We start from the raw sequence: 18917 nt of genomic DNA on the forward strand, positions 1-18917 counted from the left end.
TCATTGAAAACCCCATGCGTTCCCCCGCACCGCCATGCTTTCGCGGCCCGGTTGACAGAGTCGATGGCTGCTTGCTGCGAATTGGCACGGTCCGGTTATGCGCTGCGCACAACCTCCACCATTTCAGCGGAGGGTATCCACCGCCACTAGGGCCATCTGGCACGCCAAATGATGCCGGTTGTCGTCCAGCGAGTGGCCGGTGAGCGCTTCGACGCGGCGCAGCCGGTTGAGCACGGTATTGCGATGACAGTGCAGCCGGGCCGCCGCCTTGGCCGCCGAACAGCCACAGCGGAACCATGAGTCGAGGGTGGCCAGCAGAACAGCCTGCTCATCCTGCGGACAGTCCAGCAACGATCCGAAAGTGCGCCGGGCCAGCCGCTGGGCGACCTGCGGATTGCTCACCACCAGGGCTTCCAGCAGCCGGTCCTCGAAGCACGCCACGCCGCCGTTCCCGGCGGGCAGCGTTTGCAGCGCGGTCTCGGCGGCGTGGTAGGCGGCGGTGATATCGGCGAGGCCGTCGACAACACCGGAGACCCCCACCCGCTGTGCGGGTCCATCCGAGAGCCACTGGGTCAGCCGCTCCAACGGAGTGTGCGCCAGCTCCAGTACGCCGATCGTCCGGTCGGGCCGCAGCCGCCAGGCGGCCTGGATGTGCTGGGCGGGCGGTGCGGGATACAGCGACCGCCCGGCCCGCTCGCCCCGTAGATCACAGGTGACGACCACGACGAACCGGCCGTGTGTGGGCAGCCCCAGGGTGGCCCGCACCTCGGCCGCGATACTGGGCTCGGCGCCCCGCCCCTCGATCAGCGCGTCAAGTACGGCGTCCCGGCGCTCATCGCACCGGCGCCGGGAGTCCGTCTCGGCCGCCCGGAAACCCTCGACCAGCGCGAGCGCGTAGCTGTCGAGCGCGTCCCACACCGGCCCGCTCTCGTCCAGCAGCCGCTGCACCACTTCCGGTCCCCTGACCCGCGCCTCCTTGAACAGCCGCTGCCACAGCACCTGGGTGGCCAGTTGCTGGACCCGGAGCATGGACTCCATGGAGGCACCTTCCTGGGGCCAGAAGTGACCCCAGGCCATCGGCACGGCCAGCGGGTCGCAGTTGCCGGGCTGCCGCCCCGCGAGGACCCGCAGGAATCCGAGGACGTTCTCGTGAATGGACCGGCGCAGATCAGCCGTTGGCACCGGCTGGAGCGCCCATACGTCCCGGCCGGTGGACAGTTCCATCAGCTGTTCCACGATATGCGGGACCTGTGGGATCAGGGCCTCGGCCAGAGCGGGCACGACCGGCACGGTCCCGCTCGCGATCTGCGCAGGGGGCTGGTTCCTCCCCCTGATCGCGGTATTGCCCCTGGAAGGCATCCGATGCTCCTTCTGGCCGGGCGACGCCCCCAAGGTTGAGTGCGTCGCCGAGGACAGAGTCGGGAGATGCAACCTCTGGACAGTACACTACATTGAGTAACGCGCCGATTGCCTACCGCTCACGGCGATGTGACGGAAGATGTGACCAGGGACACTTTGTCCCCGGTTCGTTCGCAGTCCGCTGACCGTGCTGGCGTGGCGTGGAACGCGCTGAGACAACGGGCGAGTTCGCGGTATCCGGCGGCGTTGGGATGCAGGGACTGGGAAACCAGATTGGGCCCGGGGCCGTAGCGGAGGCCGCTTGGATCCAGGGAGAGGCCCCAGCTGAGCTCGCTGTCGTGATCGATGCCCGGCGCGCAGACCTGGCGGCCGTCAAGTGCCCCGGTGAGCCCCAGGAACCGTACGCCCGGTACGGCGGACGCGGCCTCAGCCATGGACCGGGAGATCATCGGGAACATGGCGTCGCGGACCCAGGCGGTGTCCTTGGCCCGGAACGGGCAGCCCTCCAGGACACCTCGGGCCGTGGAGTAGCGCGACTCCCCGCTGCTGGGCGAGACATAGGACTGCAGGATGAGGTCGTAGGAACCGTCCGCGTATCCCGCCTGGCGCATCACGGTGCGGATGTCACGCAGGTTCTGCGTGATACGTGGCTGGATCCTCTTGAGTTTCTCGGGCAGCTTGGTGTTCCACCGGTCAGCACATCCCGGCAGCGGCAGGACCGGGCGGAGAGCGCACTCAAGCGCCACCCCCACAACGGGGACATCGTTGGCGCCAACAGTCAACACGATGCTGCGAATGTCGTGGGTACGGGCCACGGTCTTCAGCTGCTCAGCCTGCGGAGCTTCGCCATAGTGGCGGCCGCCGCCGAGCCGGACGCTGTCGGTGGTGGCACCCGAACAGGCCAGATTCACCACAGCGTCGACCCCGGCCGGTTTGGCGTGCTGCACCTGGGCATTGGCAGAGCGGTGGCACCACTGGCCCGGCACTCCGCCCGGCTCATAGTCACCGCCGCCCTCCCCTGAGGCCAGGCTGTCTCCCATCGCGACGATGGTGGCCGGGCGGGTGGGCGGGTCGGCCGCTGCGGCTGGAGCGGTTATCAGGGACGCGAAGGTGATGACGCCGAGCAGAGCTGCGGAAAACCTGGCGAGGATGCCTAAATCTGGGGACATGGGCGGCAATGTTACTGACCCGTAGGGTGTGCCGACAGTGTTCTTTTAGCCACCGGTGGTGACGCTGAAACCAGCCGGGGAGAAACCCGGTGAGTCCCACGACGACGGCAAGACCTTCACCGAGCGTCTGCCCACGTCATAGGCCAAATGCGTCCCAGTACCGCCAATGCGGCGGTTGTGTAACAGCCCCCGAGGAGCGGCTGTTACACAACCGCCGCATGACCGAGAAGCGTCCCCCCTAGCGTCAAGGCCACCGACCGTTCAACGAAAGCCGACGAGCCGACGAGAGCCGAGGACCGGAGCCAACGATGCACCGCACCACCACCCCCCGGACCACCGCCCACCTGACCATGCCTGCCAGGGCGACCGCCGCCCTGGCGGGCGTGGCGGCCTTCGCCCTGTTCTCCGCCGCCTGCGGGGAGAGCGGTGAGGGCGCCGCCGTCCGCACCGACACGGCCCCCGCGAGCGCCACCGCTGCCCTGCCCTATGTCCTCAACCACCACGGCGAGCAGAACCGCGTCAAGGGAGCGCTGCAGCGCAGCCCCAAGGATCTGGTGCTCTCGGAGTTCACGACCGTCAATGACGTCGACTGGCAGCGGTGGGACGCCGACCGAGCCGTCGGCACCGGCAAGGTCACCGGCACCTGGTGCCTGGATACCTGCCTGGACAAGCCGCTGAAGGCGACCGTCACCCTCTCCGACCCCCAGGCCGCCAGCGAAAAGGCCGACGAGACGGATGACAGGACCGACGACCGGAAGGTCTTCGCCTCCTTTGAGGTCAAGCTGACCGAGGACAGCGGAATGTACGATTCCGAGGACCTCCGGGGCAAGCGTGCGCTCACCGCCCCCTGAACTCCAAGGACTCCCGTGAGCAAGCCCACGACACCGGCCACCGTCCTCGCCCTGATGCTGTCGCTGGCCGCCGTCGCCGCCGCCGCTGGATGCGGGGGCCCCGCACAGCCGCGCGTCGAGGGCCCCGCGCCCAGCGCCTCCCGGGCCGTCGGCCCGGTCTATGTGTCCGACCCCGTGGTGGGGCAGCCGCTGCGCCGCCCCACCAGCTTCGGCACCGAGCACACCTCGCTCTCCCGGCTGAGCTGGCGGTCCTGGGGCAAGGAGAAGGCCGTCGCCACCGGGCGGGTGACCGGCATGTGGTGCATGCCCGACTGTGCCAAGTCGGGTTATCCGGCCACGGTGGAGCTCAGCCGCCTTGTGCGCCAGGAGAATGTCTCCTACTACACCCGCGCCACCGTACGGTCCACGCGGTTGCCGCCGGAGCAGGCCAGGGAACTGCGCGACCTGCCACTGCCCGTCCCCAAGTACTAGCCGCAAGCACGTACGAGCTACGAGAAGCCCGGGATACGAAATGGCACAACCGGCAGAACCGGCAGGACGGGCAGAACCGGCAGGACCGGCAGGAACGGTCGATGTGCTGCTCGTGGAGGACGACCCCCTGCTGAGGGAGGCCACCCAGCTGTCCCTGGAGCGCTACGGATACCAGGTACGCACCGCCTCCGACGGCCGGGCCGGGCTGGCACGGTTCCGGGAACGCGCCCCCGATATCGCTGTCTTCGACGTCATGCTCCCGCACCTCGACGGCGTCAGCCTGGTCCGCCGTATCCGCCTGGAGAGCCGGGTGCCGGTACTGATGGTCTCCGCCCGCACCGACTCCGTGGATGTCGTCCATGGCCTGGAGGCGGGCGCCGATGACTACATCACCAAGCCGTACGACATCCCCGTGCTGGTCGCCCGGATCCGCTCGGCGCTGCGCCGGGCCACGGACCTCGCCGGGGAGAGTCCGGAGGAGACGACGCTGCTGCGCTTCGGCGAGCTCACCGTGGACACGGCCACCATGGAGATCCGCCGGTCCGGCCAACTGCTCGATCTCACCCCCACCGAGCGGAGGCTGGTGCTGGAATTCACCGCCGAGCCCGGCGTGCTGCTGTCCCGCAGCGCCCTGCTGGAGCGTATCTGGGACTACGCCCGGGGCGGCGACAGCCGCGTCGTCGACACTCATGTGCAACGGCTGCGCGCCAAGATCGGCCACGACCGTATCGAGACCGTGCGTGGCTTCGGCTACCGGTTCAAGACCTGAGGCCGGTCTGACCATCATGGGACTGCGTACCAAGACCGCTCTGGTCATCGCCGCGACCGCCGCGCTCATCGCCACCGTCATCGGGCTGCTGGTACACCACCGCACCGCCGAGGACCAGCGGGCCAACGCCACCCGTGCGGTGGACGCACAACTCGTGGACGCCGCCGCGGATTACGCCGCCGGAATGGACGGCGGGGCCCTCATCAACCCGCCGGACCTGCCCGCTCCACTGCGCCACACCATCACCCGCAGCGCCGTGCGGGCCACCTATCTCGCGGACCCCGGTGATTCCGGCGACCCCGTGCTCTGGGCCGCCACCCGCAGCGGCGGCGACATCCTCGCCGTCCAGCGCTCCTACGCTCCACAGGCCCGCGCACTCGCCGACCTCGACCGGGTCCTGCTCGGCGCGGGCGCGGCCGGCACCGCGCTCGGCTGTGTGCTGGGGATCGCCGTCGCGGCCGCCGCCGGGCGCCGCATCAGCGCGTCCGCGCGCACCGCGCAGCACATCGCGGACGGCGACTTGACGGCTCGGGTCCAGCCGCACGGCAAGGACGAGATCGCCCGGCTGGCCGCCGCCGTCAACACCATGGCCGACACCCTGAGCGCCCGGCTGGACGCCGAGCGGCGCGTCACCGCTGACATCGCCCATGAGCTGCGCACCCCGGTGGCCGGGCTGGTGACCGCCGTTGGACTGCTGCCGCCGGGCCGCCCGACCACGCTGGTGCGCGGCGGTGTGGACAGGCTGCGCCGTCTGGTCGAGGACGTACTGGAGGTGGCCCGGCTGGACGCTCCGGGTGTCGAGCGGGCGCAGCGCGAAGAGGTACCGCTGAGTTCCCTGGCCCGGCGGGCGGCCGACTCGGCCGGCGGGGACGGCGGCGGTGTTGACGTACAGGTCCACCGCGACGCGGTGGTGGAGACGGATCCGCGGCGGGTTGAGCGCATCCTGGTCAACCTGGTCACCAACGCCCAGCGGCACGGCGCGCCGCCCGTGCTGCTGGAGGTCGACGGGACAGCCGTCCGGGTCCGTGACCATGGGCCCGGCTTCCCCGCCGAGCTGCTGGCACAGGGGCCACAGCGGTTCCGTACCGGGGCCCGCGACCGGGGGCCGGGCATCGGACTGGGGCTGACCATCGTCGCCGGGCAAGCGCAGGTGCTGGGCGCCAAGGTGACGTACGCGAATGTGCCGGAGGGCGGCGCGCAGGCCACCCTGGACCTCACCGACCGCTGAGGCTGCGAAGCTGCTCAGGGCCGGAGATCACCATCCGGCCGGGATCTCCTGCTCCTTGACCGCCTGGAAGAGCGCGTTGTAGCCGCGCAGCTGGGGCCGTACCCACTGGGTGAGTCCTGCCAGCTCCAGGATGCGGCGGTGCTCGGGATCGTGCCAGTCCATGGCGAGCAGATGGCTGGTCCACGCCTGGGCACGGTCGGCGTCAAGGGAGTCGAGCGCGGTGAAATTGCAGTGGCAGTAGGCCGGAGAGATCCAGAATGACTCCAGGGCGTTCGGCATCAGCTCGTCGCGTCCCTCATTACGTCCCTCGTCACGTCCAATGAACTCCCAGGTTGTGGTGCCGATCGCGGCGGCGTCGGCCGCGCCGTCCAGGACCGCGCGGATGGCGTCGAGTTCGCTGCGGCCGGTGTCGCCATGCTTGCCGAGGTCGCTGTCGATACGCAGCAGCTCCACCTCACCGTCGGTGAGGCCTTCCCGGCGCAGATAGTGCAGGGGGAGGATCGCCGCCTGCGCGGAGTCACGGCTGCCCAGTGCCAGCCGCCGCCCGGTGAGATCCACCGGGTTACGGAAGCCGGCCCCCTTACGGCACACCAGATGGCTGCGGAACGCCAGATCGGTGTCCCGCATGGCCAGCGCGCTGGCCCGGTCCCCGGTCCGGAGGACCGTACGGACCCAGGCCAGATTGGTGTTCCAGGCGATGTCGATCGTCCCGGCAAGCAGCGCGTCGACCTGGCGTGCGTAGTTGGAGAAGAGCACGAAGTCCATCTCGACAGGCGCACCACGGTAATAGTCGCGCAGGCCTTCCCAGATGGGTACAGCATTGGGGGTATAGGCCACCGCCCCGACGAGCACCGGTTCCATGGTCGTATCCCGTCCTCACTCAAAAAGGGGCTGTCCGGTGACGGCCCGGCTGGCCCGGTCAAGATCCATGGGTGTTCCCGCTCTCTGGAGTTCCCGGCTCCTCCGGCTCTTGCGGCTCCTCCGGCTCTTGCGGCTCCTCCGGCTCTTTTCTTGCTTTCGCTGAAGTCGGCGTGGGGGTGAGCCCGATGGCGAGCAGGCCCACAGCGAAGCCGAGCAGGAGCGCCAGCGTTGAGCCATCCCCGCCCAGGACGTTTTCGTCCATCCAGCTCATCTGAAGGAGTTGCAGGGTGGCGGCCGCGAGGAACGCCACCCCCACCAGCAGGATCAGCGACCGCGCTGCCAGCAGTCCCGCGAGGATGGCAGCGGCGGCAAGGAGCAGCAGGACCAGCTGCCCGAGGCCACTGAGCGTGACGAACCGCCAGGGGGGATTGTCGGCGAGCGACAGTACAAGGCTCGCGGCGGCGGCGAGGCCGAGACCGATGGCCGTCGGGAAGGCCGTGGCCCGATGTCCTGCCGTCATAGGGGTTCCCTCTCTCCTCGTTCTCCTCGATCTCATGACGCGGCGAGCAGGAGCCGCGATCCCCCGCCGCCGCGCTGCCGCCAGATCGGCCGCAGCGTGCCGTCCACCCCGTACGCGCGGCCCGCTGCCGTGGCCAGCAGGGCCAGATGCGCGACGTACATCAGGAAGTAGGACCAGTGCCATGCATGGGGGGCGTTCAGCACGGAGAAGGTGATGGCCGTGGTCTGCAACAACCCGACCAGCGCCCAGAAACGGGTGGCCAGGCCCACCAGGAGAAAGGCCCCGAGGCTCACCTCGACCGCGAAGGCGAACCAGGCGAACGCCACGAAATTGGGCAGGATCACGTTATCGACCAGCCACGCCCAGGGCGCGAAGACCTCGTGTTCTACGCCCTTGAGCGTCCAGTTGTAGAGATCGCGCCGTGGCTCGGCGCCCTCGCCGAACTCCGGTGGCCGCTTCCATGAGGCGTTCTGGATCCACATCAGTGCCACGGCGACCCGGCACACGGCCATCAGCGCACGTGAAAAGTGCGATGTGCCCAGTGCCTCGGCTTCCGTCATGGCGCGCGACCTCTCTTGAGACGCCTTCCCCATCGACGCACGGGGGCAAGGTCGCTGCAAGCCGGGGGGATCTTGCGGAACTCAAACGGCCCAATCAGGCGCCTGAGGGGGCGCCTCTGTGGGTTTCCCCTATCCCGCCCCTTCCCGGCTGTACCGATATGCGGCTCCGCCGCGTGGCGGGGCTTCGCCCGGGTGCGGGGTGTCGTGGGTGGGGGTTCCCCGATCCCGCCCCTTCCCGGAAACCGGGGCTTCGCCCCGGGGCCCCGGGGTGGCCCGGTGGCCGGTGTTGTGCCCACCCACAGCCCCTCGCGGGGCTGCGAGTGCCCACAACATGGGAGTTAGCGCCCCCAGGAGGTGCCGCCACGCCCTGCGGAACGACTGCCCACAACGCTGAGTCTGGGTTGCTAGAAAGCCAGGGCTACGAGGGCGATGGCGGGTGGGACGGACTGGGCGACGGTGCCGCGCCACAGCCGGGCGTCGGAGACAAGAAGGACCAGACCGGCAGCGACCATGAAGGCACAGGAGTAGAAGACCAGAGCTCGGGCGGCGGCCTCGTTGCCGGCGTGCAGGGCGATGAAACCCACGATGGGGCCCGCGCCGAGGAGGATGTTGTAGAAACCCACGTTGAAGGTCCACAGATGGGCCTCCGGGGCGTCGTCCGTACTCAGCGTCAGCAGGGTGCGGACCTCGGGACGGTGGTAGAAGAAACTCTCCAGCGTCCCTAGGGCGATGTGAGTAAGCCCGGCGATCAGGGCGAAGACCTGGGTGACAGCGTTCATGAGGAGCAGTCTGTGTCCTGCGTTCCGCCCTGCCCCAGACCCGGCGCCCGGCGCCCCGTTCCGCCCCCCGTTCAGCTCAACGGAATGGCTGGCGTCAGACGCTGTGCGGTCTCGCTACGGAGGCGTCCGATAGCGTAGCGTCGTCCGTCGTAAGGGAGTTCGAGCTCTTTGTCGCCTTCCCGAGCAGCCTACGGAACCGCGTCCCCTGGGAGATCCTTGATGGCAGATCAGTGCCCTATTGTCATAGACCCGACAGGCCACGATATCCACGGTGAGGCCGCCCGCCTGCGCAAGGAAGGCCCAGCTGCGCGTGTCGAGCTGCCCGGCGGAGTGGTGGCATGGGCGGTGAGCAGTCCCGACCTGCTCAAAACACTGCTGACCGACCCACGTGTCTCCAAGGACCCGCGCCAGCACTGGCCCGCCTGGATCAACGGGGAGGTATCCCCGGAGTGGCCGCTGTTCACCTGGGTCGCGGTACAGAATATGTTCACCGCCTATGGGAGCGACCACAAACGGCTGCGCACCCTGGTCTCCAAGGCGTTCACCGCACGCCGGACCGCCGCACTCCGTCCCCGTATCGAGGAGATCACCACCGGCCTGCTGGACCGCCTCGCCAAGCACGGAGCGGCTGGCGAAGTGGTGGACATCCGGGAGGAGTTCGCCTACCCGCTGCCGATCCAGGTGATCAGTGAGCTGTTCGGCCTCCCGGAGGAGAAGCGCGAAGAGCTGCGGAGCATCGTCGACAGCATCTTCCACACCTCCGCCGACCCGGAGGAGGTCACCGCCACCTACGCCCGGCTGTACGCCGTCCTTGGGGAACTCGTCGCCGACAAGCGGTCGAACCCCGGTGATGATCTGACCAGCGGCCTGATCACCGCACGGGAGGAGGAAGGCGATTCCCGCCTCAGCGAACAGGAGCTGCTCGACACCCTGCTGCTTATGGTCGGCGCCGGTCATGAGACCACCGTCAATCTCATTGACAACGCCATCCACGCGCTGCTCACCCATCCGGAGCAGCTGGCCCATATCCGGGCCGGGCGCGCCTCATGGGACGACGCCATCGAGGAGACGCTGCGAGTGGAGGCACCCGTCGCCAGCCTGCCGCTGCGGTATGCCGTGGAGGACATCGCGCTGGACGGTCTGGTGATCCGCGCGGGCGAGCCGATCCTGGCCGCGTACGCCGCCGCTGGGCGCGACCCGCAGTGCCACGGTCAGGACGCTGACCGCTTCGATGTCACCCGTGCCGACAAGGACCACCTCGCCTTCGGCTACGGCGTCCACCATTGCCTCGGCGCCCCGCTGGGGCGGATGGAGGCCCAGATCGCGCTGCCCGCGCTCTTCGAGCGGTTCCCTGATCTCGCCCTCGCCGTCCCGCCGGAGGAGCTGGAGCCCGTGGACTCCTTCATCTCCAACGGCCACCGCACCCTTCCCGTGCGCCTGGCCCAGTAGCCCGCCGGGTGGTTGTCCCCTATCCCACCCCTTCCCGAAACTGTGGGCTTCGCCCCCAGACCCTTGTCCTCAATCGCCGGACGGGCTCGTATGAGCCCGTCCGGCAGTTTGAGGACAGAATTCGGGAAGGGGCGGGGCCGGGGAACCCCTACTCCCCGCGCCACCAGGCCACCACGGAAGCCCAGAAGCCGCGTGGGCCCGTGCGCTCCGGCGCGGGCACAGCGGCCGCCGGAGCTGGGACCGGCGCCGGGGCTTCCGGCGCCGCAGCCGGAACCGGAACAGCAGCCGGAGCCGCAGCCGGAGCAGACTGCTCGGTGACGGCCACCGCCGGAAACCGTACGGGCAGCGTGGCCAGCGCGCGGTGGAAGGGGCCGGGCCGCCACTCCAGTTGATCGACCGGCACGGCCAGCTCCACATCAGGCAGCCGGTCCAGCAGCTTCTCAATGGCCACCGCCGCGATCAACCGGGCAGGGTTCTGCGCCGGGCAGGTGTGCGGACCGGCGCTCCAGGCCAGATGCGCCCGGTTGCCCGCCCGGTGACCGGAGGACTTGGCGGGGTCCGTGTTCGCGGCGGCGAAGCTGATGACGACCGGCTCTCCCTCCCGCAGCAGGACCCCCTCCAACTCAACGTCACGCACCGGGAAGTGCACGCCGTAGTTGGCCATCGGCGGATCCGTCCACAGCACCTCGTCGAGGGCGTCCTCCACCGGCAGGCTGCCGCCGGACAGGCTGCCCCCGAACCGGTCGTCGGACAGCAGCAGTCGCAGGCTGTTCGCGATCAGATTCTGCTGGGGCTCGGTGCCCGCGCCCATCAGCAGGACCAGCTGATGGATCATCTCTTCGTCCGTCAGCTTCGCCGGGTGGGCCATCAGCCAGGACGTGACGTCCGCTCCCGGCTGCTCCCGCTTCAGGGCGATCAGGTCAATCATGGTCTGGGTGAGCAGCTCGTTCGCCTTCTCGGCGTCCACCCCGTCGAATATCCCGGACATGCCCTCGACCAGCCGGTCCCCGTAGTCGGGCGGGCAGCCGAAGAGCTGCTTGAAGACAAGCAGCGGCAGCACCATGGCGTAGTCGCGGAGCAGATCCGCCGCCCCGTCGGGGGCGACCTGGTCAATGAGCGTGTCGGCGCTCTTCTCGACGTAGCCGCGCAGTGCGCTCGGATCCACCCGGTCCAGGCTGTCGGTAATCGCCGCGCGCAGCCGCCGGTGCTCCTCCCCGTCGGTGAACAGGGCGTTGGGCCGGTGCATCATCATCGGTACGACCGGGCTGTCCGGGGGGACCGTTCCATCGTTCAGATCACGCCAGCGGCGGGGGTCCTTGGAGAACGTCTCGGGGCTGCGCAGCACATGCAGGGCGGCCTCATAACCGGTGACGAGCGTGGCCCGTACGCCGGGGGCGAGTTCGACCGGGCCGGTGGTCCCGGCCTTGCGCAGCCGCTCGTAGACGGCGGCCGGATCGGCGGCGAAGCCGGGTCCGTACATTGATTCACGGACGGCATCGCCGTGGTGTGCCGGGCAGCCCGGTGGCGGCACGGCACCGTTCTTGTCCTGGGAGGTCACACTTGCTCCATGTGGCGTGAGTCGCTGTCGCTGACGCTGTCGCTGTCGCTGGTGCGGGTCTGGAGGAGGTATTCGACGAGGGCGATCAGCGCCTCGGTGGACGACGTACGGTCGCGCGCGTCGCAGGTGACAAGTGGCGTTTCGGGGAGCAGATCGAGGGCTTCACGGATCTCCGCGTCGCCGTGGACAGGAGCGTCGTCGAACCGGTTGACGGCGACCGCGTAAGGCAGGTCGTGTTCCTCCAGCAAGCCCATGACCTCGAAGGACTGCTCAAGGCGGCGGGTGTCGGCGAGTACGAGCGCGCCAAGGGCGCCCCGTGTCATGTCCCGCCACAGCTGGGTGAAGCGCTGCTGACCGGGCGCGCCGAACAGATAGAGCACCAGGCGGTCGTTGAGGGTGAGACGCCCGAAGTCCATGGCGACGGTGGTGGTCGTCTTGTCCTTGGTCCCCGCCAGATCGTCGACGAGGGCACCGGCCTCCGTCATCGTCTCCTCGGTGTGCAGGGGCCGGATCTCGGACAGCGAATTGACCAAAGTGGTTTTGCCGACCGCGAAGTGCCCCACCACCAGGAGCTTGACGGCGGTCTGCACGGTTTGGCGTAGATAGACGTCTTCAGAGCCGGGCGCGGAGTCCATCCAGCACCTCCTGGAGAAGTTGAGCCTCGGTCTGCTGGGCCGGGGGGATGGGCGGCCGGGCGACGATATGGCCGCTGTCAATAAGGTCAGCGATCAGCACCTTGGTGACGCTGACCGGCAGTGCCAGATGCCCGGCCACCTCCGCGACCGACAGGGAGCCCGGCAGGCACAGCTCCATCAGCCTGCGTTTTTCCGGGCTCAGGCCGGCCAGTGGCAGATCGGTGGCGGCGATCAGCAGCGTGACCAGGTCAAGGGTGTTGCGGGTCGGGTGGGCACGTCCGTCCGTGACGACGTACGGCCGCACGAGCCCGCCCTTTCCGGTATTGCGCGGTCGCGGCCTCATGCCGGAGCGCCGGTGTCCTGCCGCGCCGGACTGGTCAGCTCCCGGCCGAGCCGGTCGACCAGTTTGTGCATACGGTAGGAAACCGCCTCCATATCCACGTCCTCGCCAGTGGAGACCGCCAGGTAAGCGCCCTCGCCGGCGGCGACGAGAAAGACATATCCGTGCGCGAACTCGATCAGGGTCTGCCGCCATGGGGCGTCCTGGCTGCCACAGAACTCGGCCGTGCTGCGGCTGATGGACTGCAGACCGGACAGTCCGGCGGCCAGCCGGTCGGCGTCGTCCCTGCCGATGTCCGCGGAGTGAGCCCGGAGCATGCCGTCGGCGGAGAGCAGGATCGCATGCCGTGCCTCGGGCACCTTCAGGACGTCATCGAGCATCCAGCCCAGCTCATTGGTCATTGGGGTCATCATCCTCGACCCTTCCCTTCATCGTCTTTCGCGGCACGGCCGGAGCGGGTCCCACGAGCGAACGCGCCCATGCGCTGAGCGGTTTCCTGAGCCGACCGGCCCCCGGTGTCCGGCACTCCGGACTGTTCGGACTGTTCGGATCCATTGGGCTCATGGGACCCTGTTGGTCCTGTTGGTCCTGTGGACCCTGAAGAACCTGTAGACGAGGGGGCCTCGCTGACCGCGGGGCGAGGGGAACGGCGGCGGCGCTTCGGCAGGCCACCCGCCGTTGTCGTCTCCGTCCGCGTCTGTTCCTGCTCTCGCGGCCGCGCGTGCGTCTGCGTCTGCGCGGCCAGCAACGCCTGCGCCTGCGACAGCGGCTGATCCGCGGCCGTGTCGGGTACGGACGGGCGGCGTACCGCAGCAGGCACGGACGACCGGCGGCCTACCGCGGCAGACGAGATTTCCGGCTTGTCGGCGCCGATGTGCGTGAGCAGCGTGGTCGGGAGGAACACCACGGCACGCACACCTCCGTACGGTGACCGGGTGTCCGCGGAGACACTGAACCCGTACCGTGCGGCGAGCACTCCGATAACGGCGAAGCCGAACTGCGGCGGGTCGTCAAGCCGGGTGACCTCTACGGCCTGCTGTCCGGACAGCAGCGCGGTGGCGTGGTCCGCCGCCTGTCCGTCCATGCCGACTCCCGCGTCGTCGATGACGATGCAGGCCCCGTTGTGGACCGGCTGAACGTTTACCTCAACCATCGTATTGGGCTGCGAGTGGCGTGCCGCGTTGTCCAGCAGCTCGGCAACCGTGAGAACCACCGGCTCCACCGCGCGGCTCTCAATCGCGATGTCGATCTGCCCATTGAGCCGTATCCGCCGGTAGTCGCGAATACGGGAGGTCGCGCCGCGCACCACATCGGTCAGCGAGGAGGCGACCCGCTGCCTTCCCGGCCAGGACCCGCACAGCACGGCGATGGCCTGTGCCCGGCGGCCGAACTGAGCGTTGGCGTGGTCGATCTCCAGCAGATCCCCCAGCACCTCGGGGTTGTCATGCCGGTCTTGCATCTCCGAGATAAACAGCTGCTGCTCGTTCACCAGGGCCTGGACCGAGCGCATGGATGCCTTCAGAGCCGTCTTCGCCGACTGATCGGCCCGAGCCTGCGCATACTCCACCGCATGGGAGAATCGATCCATCACATGCTCAAGGCTCTTGGCGAAGTCCGTGCCGTCCAGCCGCTCGTCCAGGAGGCCCGTTTCCGGCACGGGCTGGTACGGCGAATCCTCGAGCGCGGGCAGCCGGACCGCGGCCAGATGCCGGACCTCCTCGTCACGCGCCCGCAGGCCGTCTGCCAGCTCCGCGTTCCGCTTCCGTACGGTCGCGGTGATCCCGCGTTGCCGCAACAGCAGAACCATGGCGGTGAGCAGGCCGACGGCCAGGGCCCAGAACACCGCCTCCGGTATGTGTTGTGTCATTGGGTTCCTCGTGAACGCTCTCGTGTTGTGCGGCGGCAGTGGCCGCCCGGAACCGCACCGGCTCTGGGCACACCGGGTCCGTGGACGCGGGGCAGGGCGGAAGCCGGGACGTGCATGAACGACGGACTGGCCAATCTTGTGGGTTGTCCGGAGCCGGTCAAGAGCTCGAACGCTAACAGCCCATACGGGTGATGAGAAAGTCGCTCAGCGTGTCTCCTGTGGCCATAGGAAACTTCCTACGGAAGCACCGCCCGCCAGTCACCCCGCCAGTCGCCCCACCCGTCAACCCGCCGCGTCGCGCAGACCGTCCGCGTCCAGCACGGTGATACGGCCCCGGGCGAGCTTCAGCAGTCCCCGTCCGGACAGCTCGTGGAGCACCTTCGTGGTGGTCTCCCGGGACGTCCCGGCCAGTGCGGCCAGTTGCTCGTGGGTGAGGGCGATGTACGGCTGGCGGGAGCCGGGGCGCAGGGAGCGGCCGGTGGGAGGCTCGGTCCCGAGCTTCAGCAGTGTGGTGGCGATGCGCTGCGGCACCGACTTGAAGACGCTGTCCGAGAGCCTTTGTTCGAGAGCGCTCAGCCGCCCGCCGAGGATTTCGGTGATCCGGGCGGCGATCCGGGCGTCGGAGAGCAGAAAACGGTGAACGTCCGCCCGGCTCATCACACAGACGGTGACATCGTCGAGTGCCTCGGCGTAGTTGTCGTACATCCGCTGTCCCAGCAGCACCATCTCCCCGAAGATGGTGCCCGGACTGATCACCGCCGTGGTGAGCGCACGGCCGTCGGCGGAGACCCGGAAGATCCGCACCCGCCCTCGTTTAAGGATGAACAGCACCTCGCAGGGCTGCTGCGGGGAGTGCAGCATTTCCCCGGCCGAGTAGTTCTTCATGGGAGCGGCAGCGCTGATGGCGTCCATCTCACGCTCATTGAGATCACAGAAGATATCGACTTCCGACATACACCAGGTGCGGTCAGTCTCCTCGGCTTGCTGCATCACCTGGCTGATCTCCTCGCGTCGTCCCGGGGCCCATGGCGGCGGGGCCGCGCCCCAGCCTGATGCGGCAAGAGCGTCGGCCCCGTCGAGACAGTACCGCTCGGTCACGCGGATGTACCCGGACTGTGCTTGCCCATCACCCGTGCGATGCAGGAGAAAGCCAGTCCCAGCAGCAGTCCGAAGACCAGGTGGGCGCCGAGACTGGACCGCGTCACATCATTGAGCTCAAAGACCGGCATACCCATGTTCGCGGGCATGATCCACAGGGCGCCCACGATCCACCACACCACGCCGTAGACCAGCCCCAGGCCCACGGCGGGCACCATCCGCACGGCCCACTGGCCCAGCAGCGCGCCGAAGACGAGACCGGCCGTGATGGCGATGGCCATGTGGATCAGCCAGCCCGAGAAGGCGCTGTCGGTGCCGAGCAGCATGGCGACCATCTTGATCATCGCCATGTCCTCCAGCGGCTTCGAGACGGACATCCATATGCCCATCCCGATACCGCCCACCACCGCGGCCGCGGCGCCCCACGCCGCGTATACCGGTATGACGGCGGTTCTCGGGGATACGTGCACGGTGGTACTGGCCATGGTGGTGTTTCCTTCCAGAGCGAGGGCCTGAGGAGTGGCCCACACGCTACGAGCCGGTTCAGTCGGGAAATGTGATCGCGCTTACGCTTCTGGGCACCTACTCAGCCGCTTCCCCCGTTTTCTCGGCGTTTCTCGGCGATCAGCAGCGCATAGCCCAACGTGCCGTCGGCTACGGCACCTCGTGCCGCATCCAGCACCGGTCCGGCAGCGTCCAGATCCACCCCGGCGTCAGCGAGCTTGCGGGGTGCGGTCTTCCGCAGCAGCTTCAGCCGGGCCTCAATCTGGTCGATCGTCCGCACCATGGCCTCGTCATGCCGCTCGGTCCATACGGTTCGCAATCCTGCGGCGGCGAGGATGCTGGCGTACGCGTCGAGCGGGCGGGCGCACGCGATACAGGAGATACGGGCGGCCAGACCGGTCAGCTCCGCCGGGAGCCAGCCGGGGTCGGCGGTGACATCCGTGATGCCGACCCGCCCGCCCGGCCGCAGCACCCGGGCGAACTCGACGGCGGCCCGCGCCTTGCCGGGAAAGGTGCACAGCGTGCACTCACAGACCACCGCGTCGAACGCACTGTCCGGATAAGGCAGTTGCTCGGCGTCCCTGGTGGTGAACGTCAACTGCCCAGCCAGCCCGGCCGCCTCCGCCGCCCCCTGGGCCAGCGACGTATGGGCGGCCGTGTAGTCGACGCCGTCCACGGTGACGCCGTAAGTCCCGGCGAGCAGCAGGGCCGTTGTGCCGCGCCCGGAGGCGACTTCCAGCACCCGCTGACCGCCGCGTATCCCCAGCGTATCGGCGAGCCGCAGGGTCAAGGCCGTGCCACCGGGGTGGTAGGACTCACCGAGCAGCAGACCGACGACGTCCTGCGTGTATGCGTCAGTGCAACGGGACTTGATCTCTTCGGGGCTCCGCGGCGTGGTCATGCGTGGTCCTCCCGGTCGGTTTTGGAGCCATACGGGGTGTTGTCCGGCCCACCGTGCTCCTGGAGACACGTACCGGGGCGATCGCCCGCGATCGCGGGCGAGCCAGAAACCAAACACCGCACACCGGCCCGCCCACGATCGGTGCCACGGTGAGTACGGTCAGGGCGGGGCCATCCACCAACCCGTATGCGGCCAGAATCCCGGGCATCCACCCAAAGGAGGCGAGCTGGCCGAGGCCCATCGCCGTATATACCGTCCCCAGAACGGCCCGCAGCACCATACGAGCCACACGCTAACCACAGAACCCGGCCTGTCTCTGTAAGCACGCTTACAGAGACAGGCCGACACCACCCGCCGCGAATGTAAGCGCCATTACAGAACACGAACGCCTGGTCCACCTACCGTCCGTACGCGCCCGGGCCGCCATACCATCCCGATACACCGAGCACTCCTGAAAGGGCCTGCCCCCCATGCGTACTCTGCGTTTCCGCGCCGCCACCGCAGCGATCTCTGTCATCGCCCTCACCGCGCTGACGGCGGCCTGCGGCAGCGGCTCCGACCCCGACTCCGGCTCGAAGGAAACCGCCCAGGAGGCTGCCCCGGCCGAGAACGAGAAAGAGAGCGGAGACAACGATAAGGATAAGAAAGACAAGGACAACGCCGCTGTCCCCAAGCAACTCAACTTCACGGCGAAGACGGTCGACGGCAAGGAGTTCAAGGGTGAGTCCCTGGTGGGCAAGAACGCCGTGCTGTGGTTCTGGGCGCCCTGGTGCACGGTCTGCGCGGGCGAGGCGTCAACCATCAAGAAGACCGCCGAGGCGCACAGTGGCGACGTGACGTTTGTCGGTGTTCCCGGCAAGAGCGGCCCGGCGGATATGAAGAAGTTCGTATCCGATCACAAGCTCGGCGGCTTCGAGCACGCCATCGACGCGGACGGTTCACTCTGGTCGTCCTTCGAAGTGGCCGCCCAGCCCGCCATCGCCTTTATCGACAAGACCGGCAAGGCCGACGTCGTACCCGGCACGATGAGCGAGGCAGATCTCAACCAGCGCATTGCGAAGCTGACCGGGCAGTGAGCGCCCAGTGAGTTCAGTTCCCTACACCCTGGCGGTGACCGCGGGCATGCTCGCCGCGGTCAACCCCTGTGGTTTCGCCCTGCTCCCCGCCTATCTGGCGCTGTTCGTCAGCGGCGGCGCCAACCAGGAGGTCAGCCGGGCCACCGCCCTGCGCCGCGCTGCCGTCGCCACCGCCGCCATGACCGGCGGCTTCACCGTGGTCTTCGGCATATTCGGCCTGCTCGTCTCCCCGCTCGCCCTCTCCGTCGAGCGCTGGCTCCCCTGGGTGACGATCGGCATCGGCTTCATCCTCCTGGCCACCGGCGGCTGGCTTGTCACCGGCCGCGATCTCCGTCTCCCCGTCCCCAAGATGAAGCCGCGTGCCGGCAGCCGCCCCTCGGACTCCGCCCGCACCATGGGGGTCTACGGCATCTCCTACGCTGTCGCCTCCCTCTCCTGCACGGTCGGCCCCTTCCTCGCCCTGACCTCGACCGCCTTCCGGGGCGGCAGCCTGCCCGGCGTAGTCGGGGTCTTCCTGGCCTACGCCGCCGGAATGGGCGCGGTCATCGGCGTGCTCACCCTGGCCGTCGCCCTCTCCCGGCAAGCGGTCATAGCCCGTATCCGCAGCGCTCTCCCCTACGTCACCCGTGCCAGCGGCGCACTGCTGCTGGTCGCTGGGGCCTATGTCGCGTACTACGGCTGGTACGAAGTCCGCGTCCTGCGCGGCGAGGCGGCCGACGACCCCATTGTCGCCACCGCCACCCACTGGCAGGGCGAGCTGACCCGCTGGCTGAACGACCTGGGATTCTGGCCGGTCGCCTGGGCGGCCGCCCTGCTGGTAGCCGCCCTCTGGGCCACCACCGCCCTACGCCGCCGCCAGCGGGAGCGGGAGCGGGAGCGGGAGCGGGCGGACGTTCGCGGGTGAACACACCGCTGAAGTGCC

General features: G+C 68.7%; 21 protein-coding genes. 7 read left to right on the top strand and 14 right to left on the bottom strand.

What is annotated here, in order from left to right:
• Positions 1-123: 123 nt before the first annotated feature.
• Both test1122_RS06870 and test1122_RS06875 read right to left on the bottom strand, forming a co-directional pair.
• A complete protein-coding gene (locus tag test1122_RS06870; protein ID WP_232268266.1) occupies positions 124-1359 on the bottom strand; it encodes a PucR family transcriptional regulator in 1236 nt (411 codons plus the stop codon).
• Between the two features lie 119 nt (positions 1360-1478).
• Entirely contained in the window at positions 1479-2528 is a 1050-nt protein-coding gene (locus tag test1122_RS06875; RefSeq protein ID WP_232268267.1) for a GDSL-type esterase/lipase family protein, read from the bottom strand.
• A gap of 308 nt (positions 2529-2836) precedes the next feature.
• Here test1122_RS06875 and test1122_RS06880 point away from each other — a divergent pair, with 308 nt between their 5' ends.
• From test1122_RS06880 to test1122_RS06895, 4 genes are read left to right on the top strand one after another with little or no spacing between them, the layout of a single operon-like run.
• A complete protein-coding gene (locus test1122_RS06880; protein ID WP_232268268.1) occupies positions 2837-3379 on the top strand; it encodes a hypothetical protein in 543 nt (180 codons plus the stop codon).
• Between the two features lie 15 nt (positions 3380-3394).
• Positions 3395-3850 carry a hypothetical protein gene (locus test1122_RS06885; RefSeq protein ID WP_232268269.1) on the top strand — a complete coding sequence of 152 codons (456 nt, stop codon included), beginning with the start codon at positions 3395-3397 and terminating at the stop codon, positions 3848-3850.
• A 40-nt stretch (positions 3851-3890) separates the two neighbouring features.
• Entirely contained in the window at positions 3891-4619 is a 729-nt protein-coding gene (gene cseB / locus test1122_RS06890; protein ID WP_232268270.1) for a two-component system response regulator CseB, read from the top strand.
• Positions 4620-4635: 16 nt separating this feature from the next.
• Positions 4636-5847 (top strand): sensor histidine kinase, encoded by a 1212-nt coding sequence (locus test1122_RS06895; RefSeq protein ID WP_232268271.1) that lies wholly within the window; start codon positions 4636-4638, stop codon positions 5845-5847.
• 27 nt (positions 5848-5874) lie between these two features.
• Here test1122_RS06895 and test1122_RS06900 read toward each other — a convergent pair whose 3' ends face one another.
• The 4 genes from test1122_RS06900 to test1122_RS06915 form a co-directional block, all read right to left on the bottom strand.
• Positions 5875-6708: an Rv1680 family SBP-like protein gene (locus test1122_RS06900; RefSeq protein WP_232268272.1), complete on the bottom strand. Its 834-nt coding sequence runs from the start codon at positions 6706-6708 to the stop codon at positions 5875-5877.
• Positions 6709-6766: 58 nt separating this feature from the next.
• The gene (locus test1122_RS06905; protein WP_232268273.1) at positions 6767-7228 is read right to left on the bottom strand and encodes an Rv1678 family membrane protein; all 462 of its coding nucleotides are present in this window, start codon (positions 7226-7228) and stop codon (positions 6767-6769) included.
• A 32-nt stretch (positions 7229-7260) separates the two neighbouring features.
• Positions 7261-7788 carry a DoxX family membrane protein gene (locus test1122_RS06910; protein WP_232268274.1) on the bottom strand — a complete coding sequence of 176 codons (528 nt, stop codon included), beginning with the start codon at positions 7786-7788 and terminating at the stop codon, positions 7261-7263.
• Between the two features lie 404 nt (positions 7789-8192).
• Positions 8193-8567, bottom strand: a complete 375-nt coding sequence (locus tag test1122_RS06915; protein WP_232268275.1) for a DUF1304 domain-containing protein — start codon at positions 8565-8567, stop codon at positions 8193-8195.
• 219 nt (positions 8568-8786) lie between these two features.
• On the opposite strand from test1122_RS06915, the gene test1122_RS06920 reads away from it, so the two are divergent.
• On the top strand, positions 8787-10016 hold the full coding sequence (locus tag test1122_RS06920; RefSeq protein ID WP_232268276.1) for a cytochrome P450 family protein: 1230 nt from the start codon (positions 8787-8789) through the stop codon (positions 10014-10016).
• 148 nt (positions 10017-10164) lie between these two features.
• Here the strand turns inward: test1122_RS06920 and test1122_RS06925 are convergent, their stop codons facing one another.
• The 8 genes from test1122_RS06925 to test1122_RS06960 form a co-directional block, all read right to left on the bottom strand.
• A complete protein-coding gene (locus test1122_RS06925) occupies positions 10165-11496 on the bottom strand; it encodes a cytochrome P450 (protein WP_232271798.1) in 1332 nt (443 codons plus the stop codon).
• Between the two features lie 74 nt (positions 11497-11570).
• Entirely contained in the window at positions 11571-12209 is a 639-nt protein-coding gene (locus test1122_RS06930) for a GTP-binding protein (protein ID WP_232268277.1), read from the bottom strand.
• Positions 12187-12552, bottom strand: a complete 366-nt coding sequence (locus tag test1122_RS06935; RefSeq protein WP_232268278.1) for a DUF742 domain-containing protein — start codon at positions 12550-12552, stop codon at positions 12187-12189. Before test1122_RS06935 ends, test1122_RS06930 begins: the two co-directional genes overlap by 23 nt.
• On the bottom strand, positions 12549-12962 hold the full coding sequence (locus test1122_RS06940) for a roadblock/LC7 domain-containing protein (RefSeq protein WP_232268279.1): 414 nt from the start codon (positions 12960-12962) through the stop codon (positions 12549-12551). Before test1122_RS06940 ends, test1122_RS06935 begins: the two co-directional genes overlap by 4 nt.
• Positions 12959-14416, bottom strand: a complete 1458-nt coding sequence (locus tag test1122_RS06945) for an ATP-binding protein (protein WP_232268280.1) — start codon at positions 14414-14416, stop codon at positions 12959-12961. Before test1122_RS06945 ends, test1122_RS06940 begins: the two co-directional genes overlap by 4 nt.
• Positions 14417-14698: 282 nt before the next feature.
• On the bottom strand, positions 14699-15514 hold the full coding sequence (locus test1122_RS06950; RefSeq protein WP_232268281.1) for a Crp/Fnr family transcriptional regulator: 816 nt from the start codon (positions 15512-15514) through the stop codon (positions 14699-14701).
• On the bottom strand, positions 15511-15999 hold the full coding sequence (locus test1122_RS06955; RefSeq protein ID WP_232268282.1) for a hypothetical protein: 489 nt from the start codon (positions 15997-15999) through the stop codon (positions 15511-15513). The genes test1122_RS06950 and test1122_RS06955 overlap by 4 nt, the downstream gene beginning before the upstream one ends.
• A gap of 101 nt (positions 16000-16100) precedes the next feature.
• The gene (locus test1122_RS06960; protein ID WP_232268283.1) at positions 16101-16919 is read right to left on the bottom strand and encodes a class I SAM-dependent methyltransferase; all 819 of its coding nucleotides are present in this window, start codon (positions 16917-16919) and stop codon (positions 16101-16103) included.
• A gap of 470 nt (positions 16920-17389) precedes the next feature.
• Here test1122_RS06960 and test1122_RS06965 point away from each other — a divergent pair, with 470 nt between their 5' ends.
• Positions 17390-17995 carry a redoxin domain-containing protein gene (locus test1122_RS06965; RefSeq protein ID WP_232268284.1) on the top strand — a complete coding sequence of 202 codons (606 nt, stop codon included), beginning with the start codon at positions 17390-17392 and terminating at the stop codon, positions 17993-17995.
• A gap of 7 nt (positions 17996-18002) precedes the next feature.
• Positions 18003-18899 (top strand): cytochrome c biogenesis CcdA family protein, encoded by an 897-nt coding sequence (locus test1122_RS06970; RefSeq protein WP_232268285.1) that lies wholly within the window; start codon positions 18003-18005, stop codon positions 18897-18899.
• Positions 18900-18917: the final 18 nt, after the last annotated feature.

The organism is Streptomyces gobiensis (assembly GCF_021216675.1).
GTDB classification, from domain to species: Bacteria; Actinomycetota; Actinomycetes; order Streptomycetales; family Streptomycetaceae; genus Streptomyces; species Streptomyces gobiensis.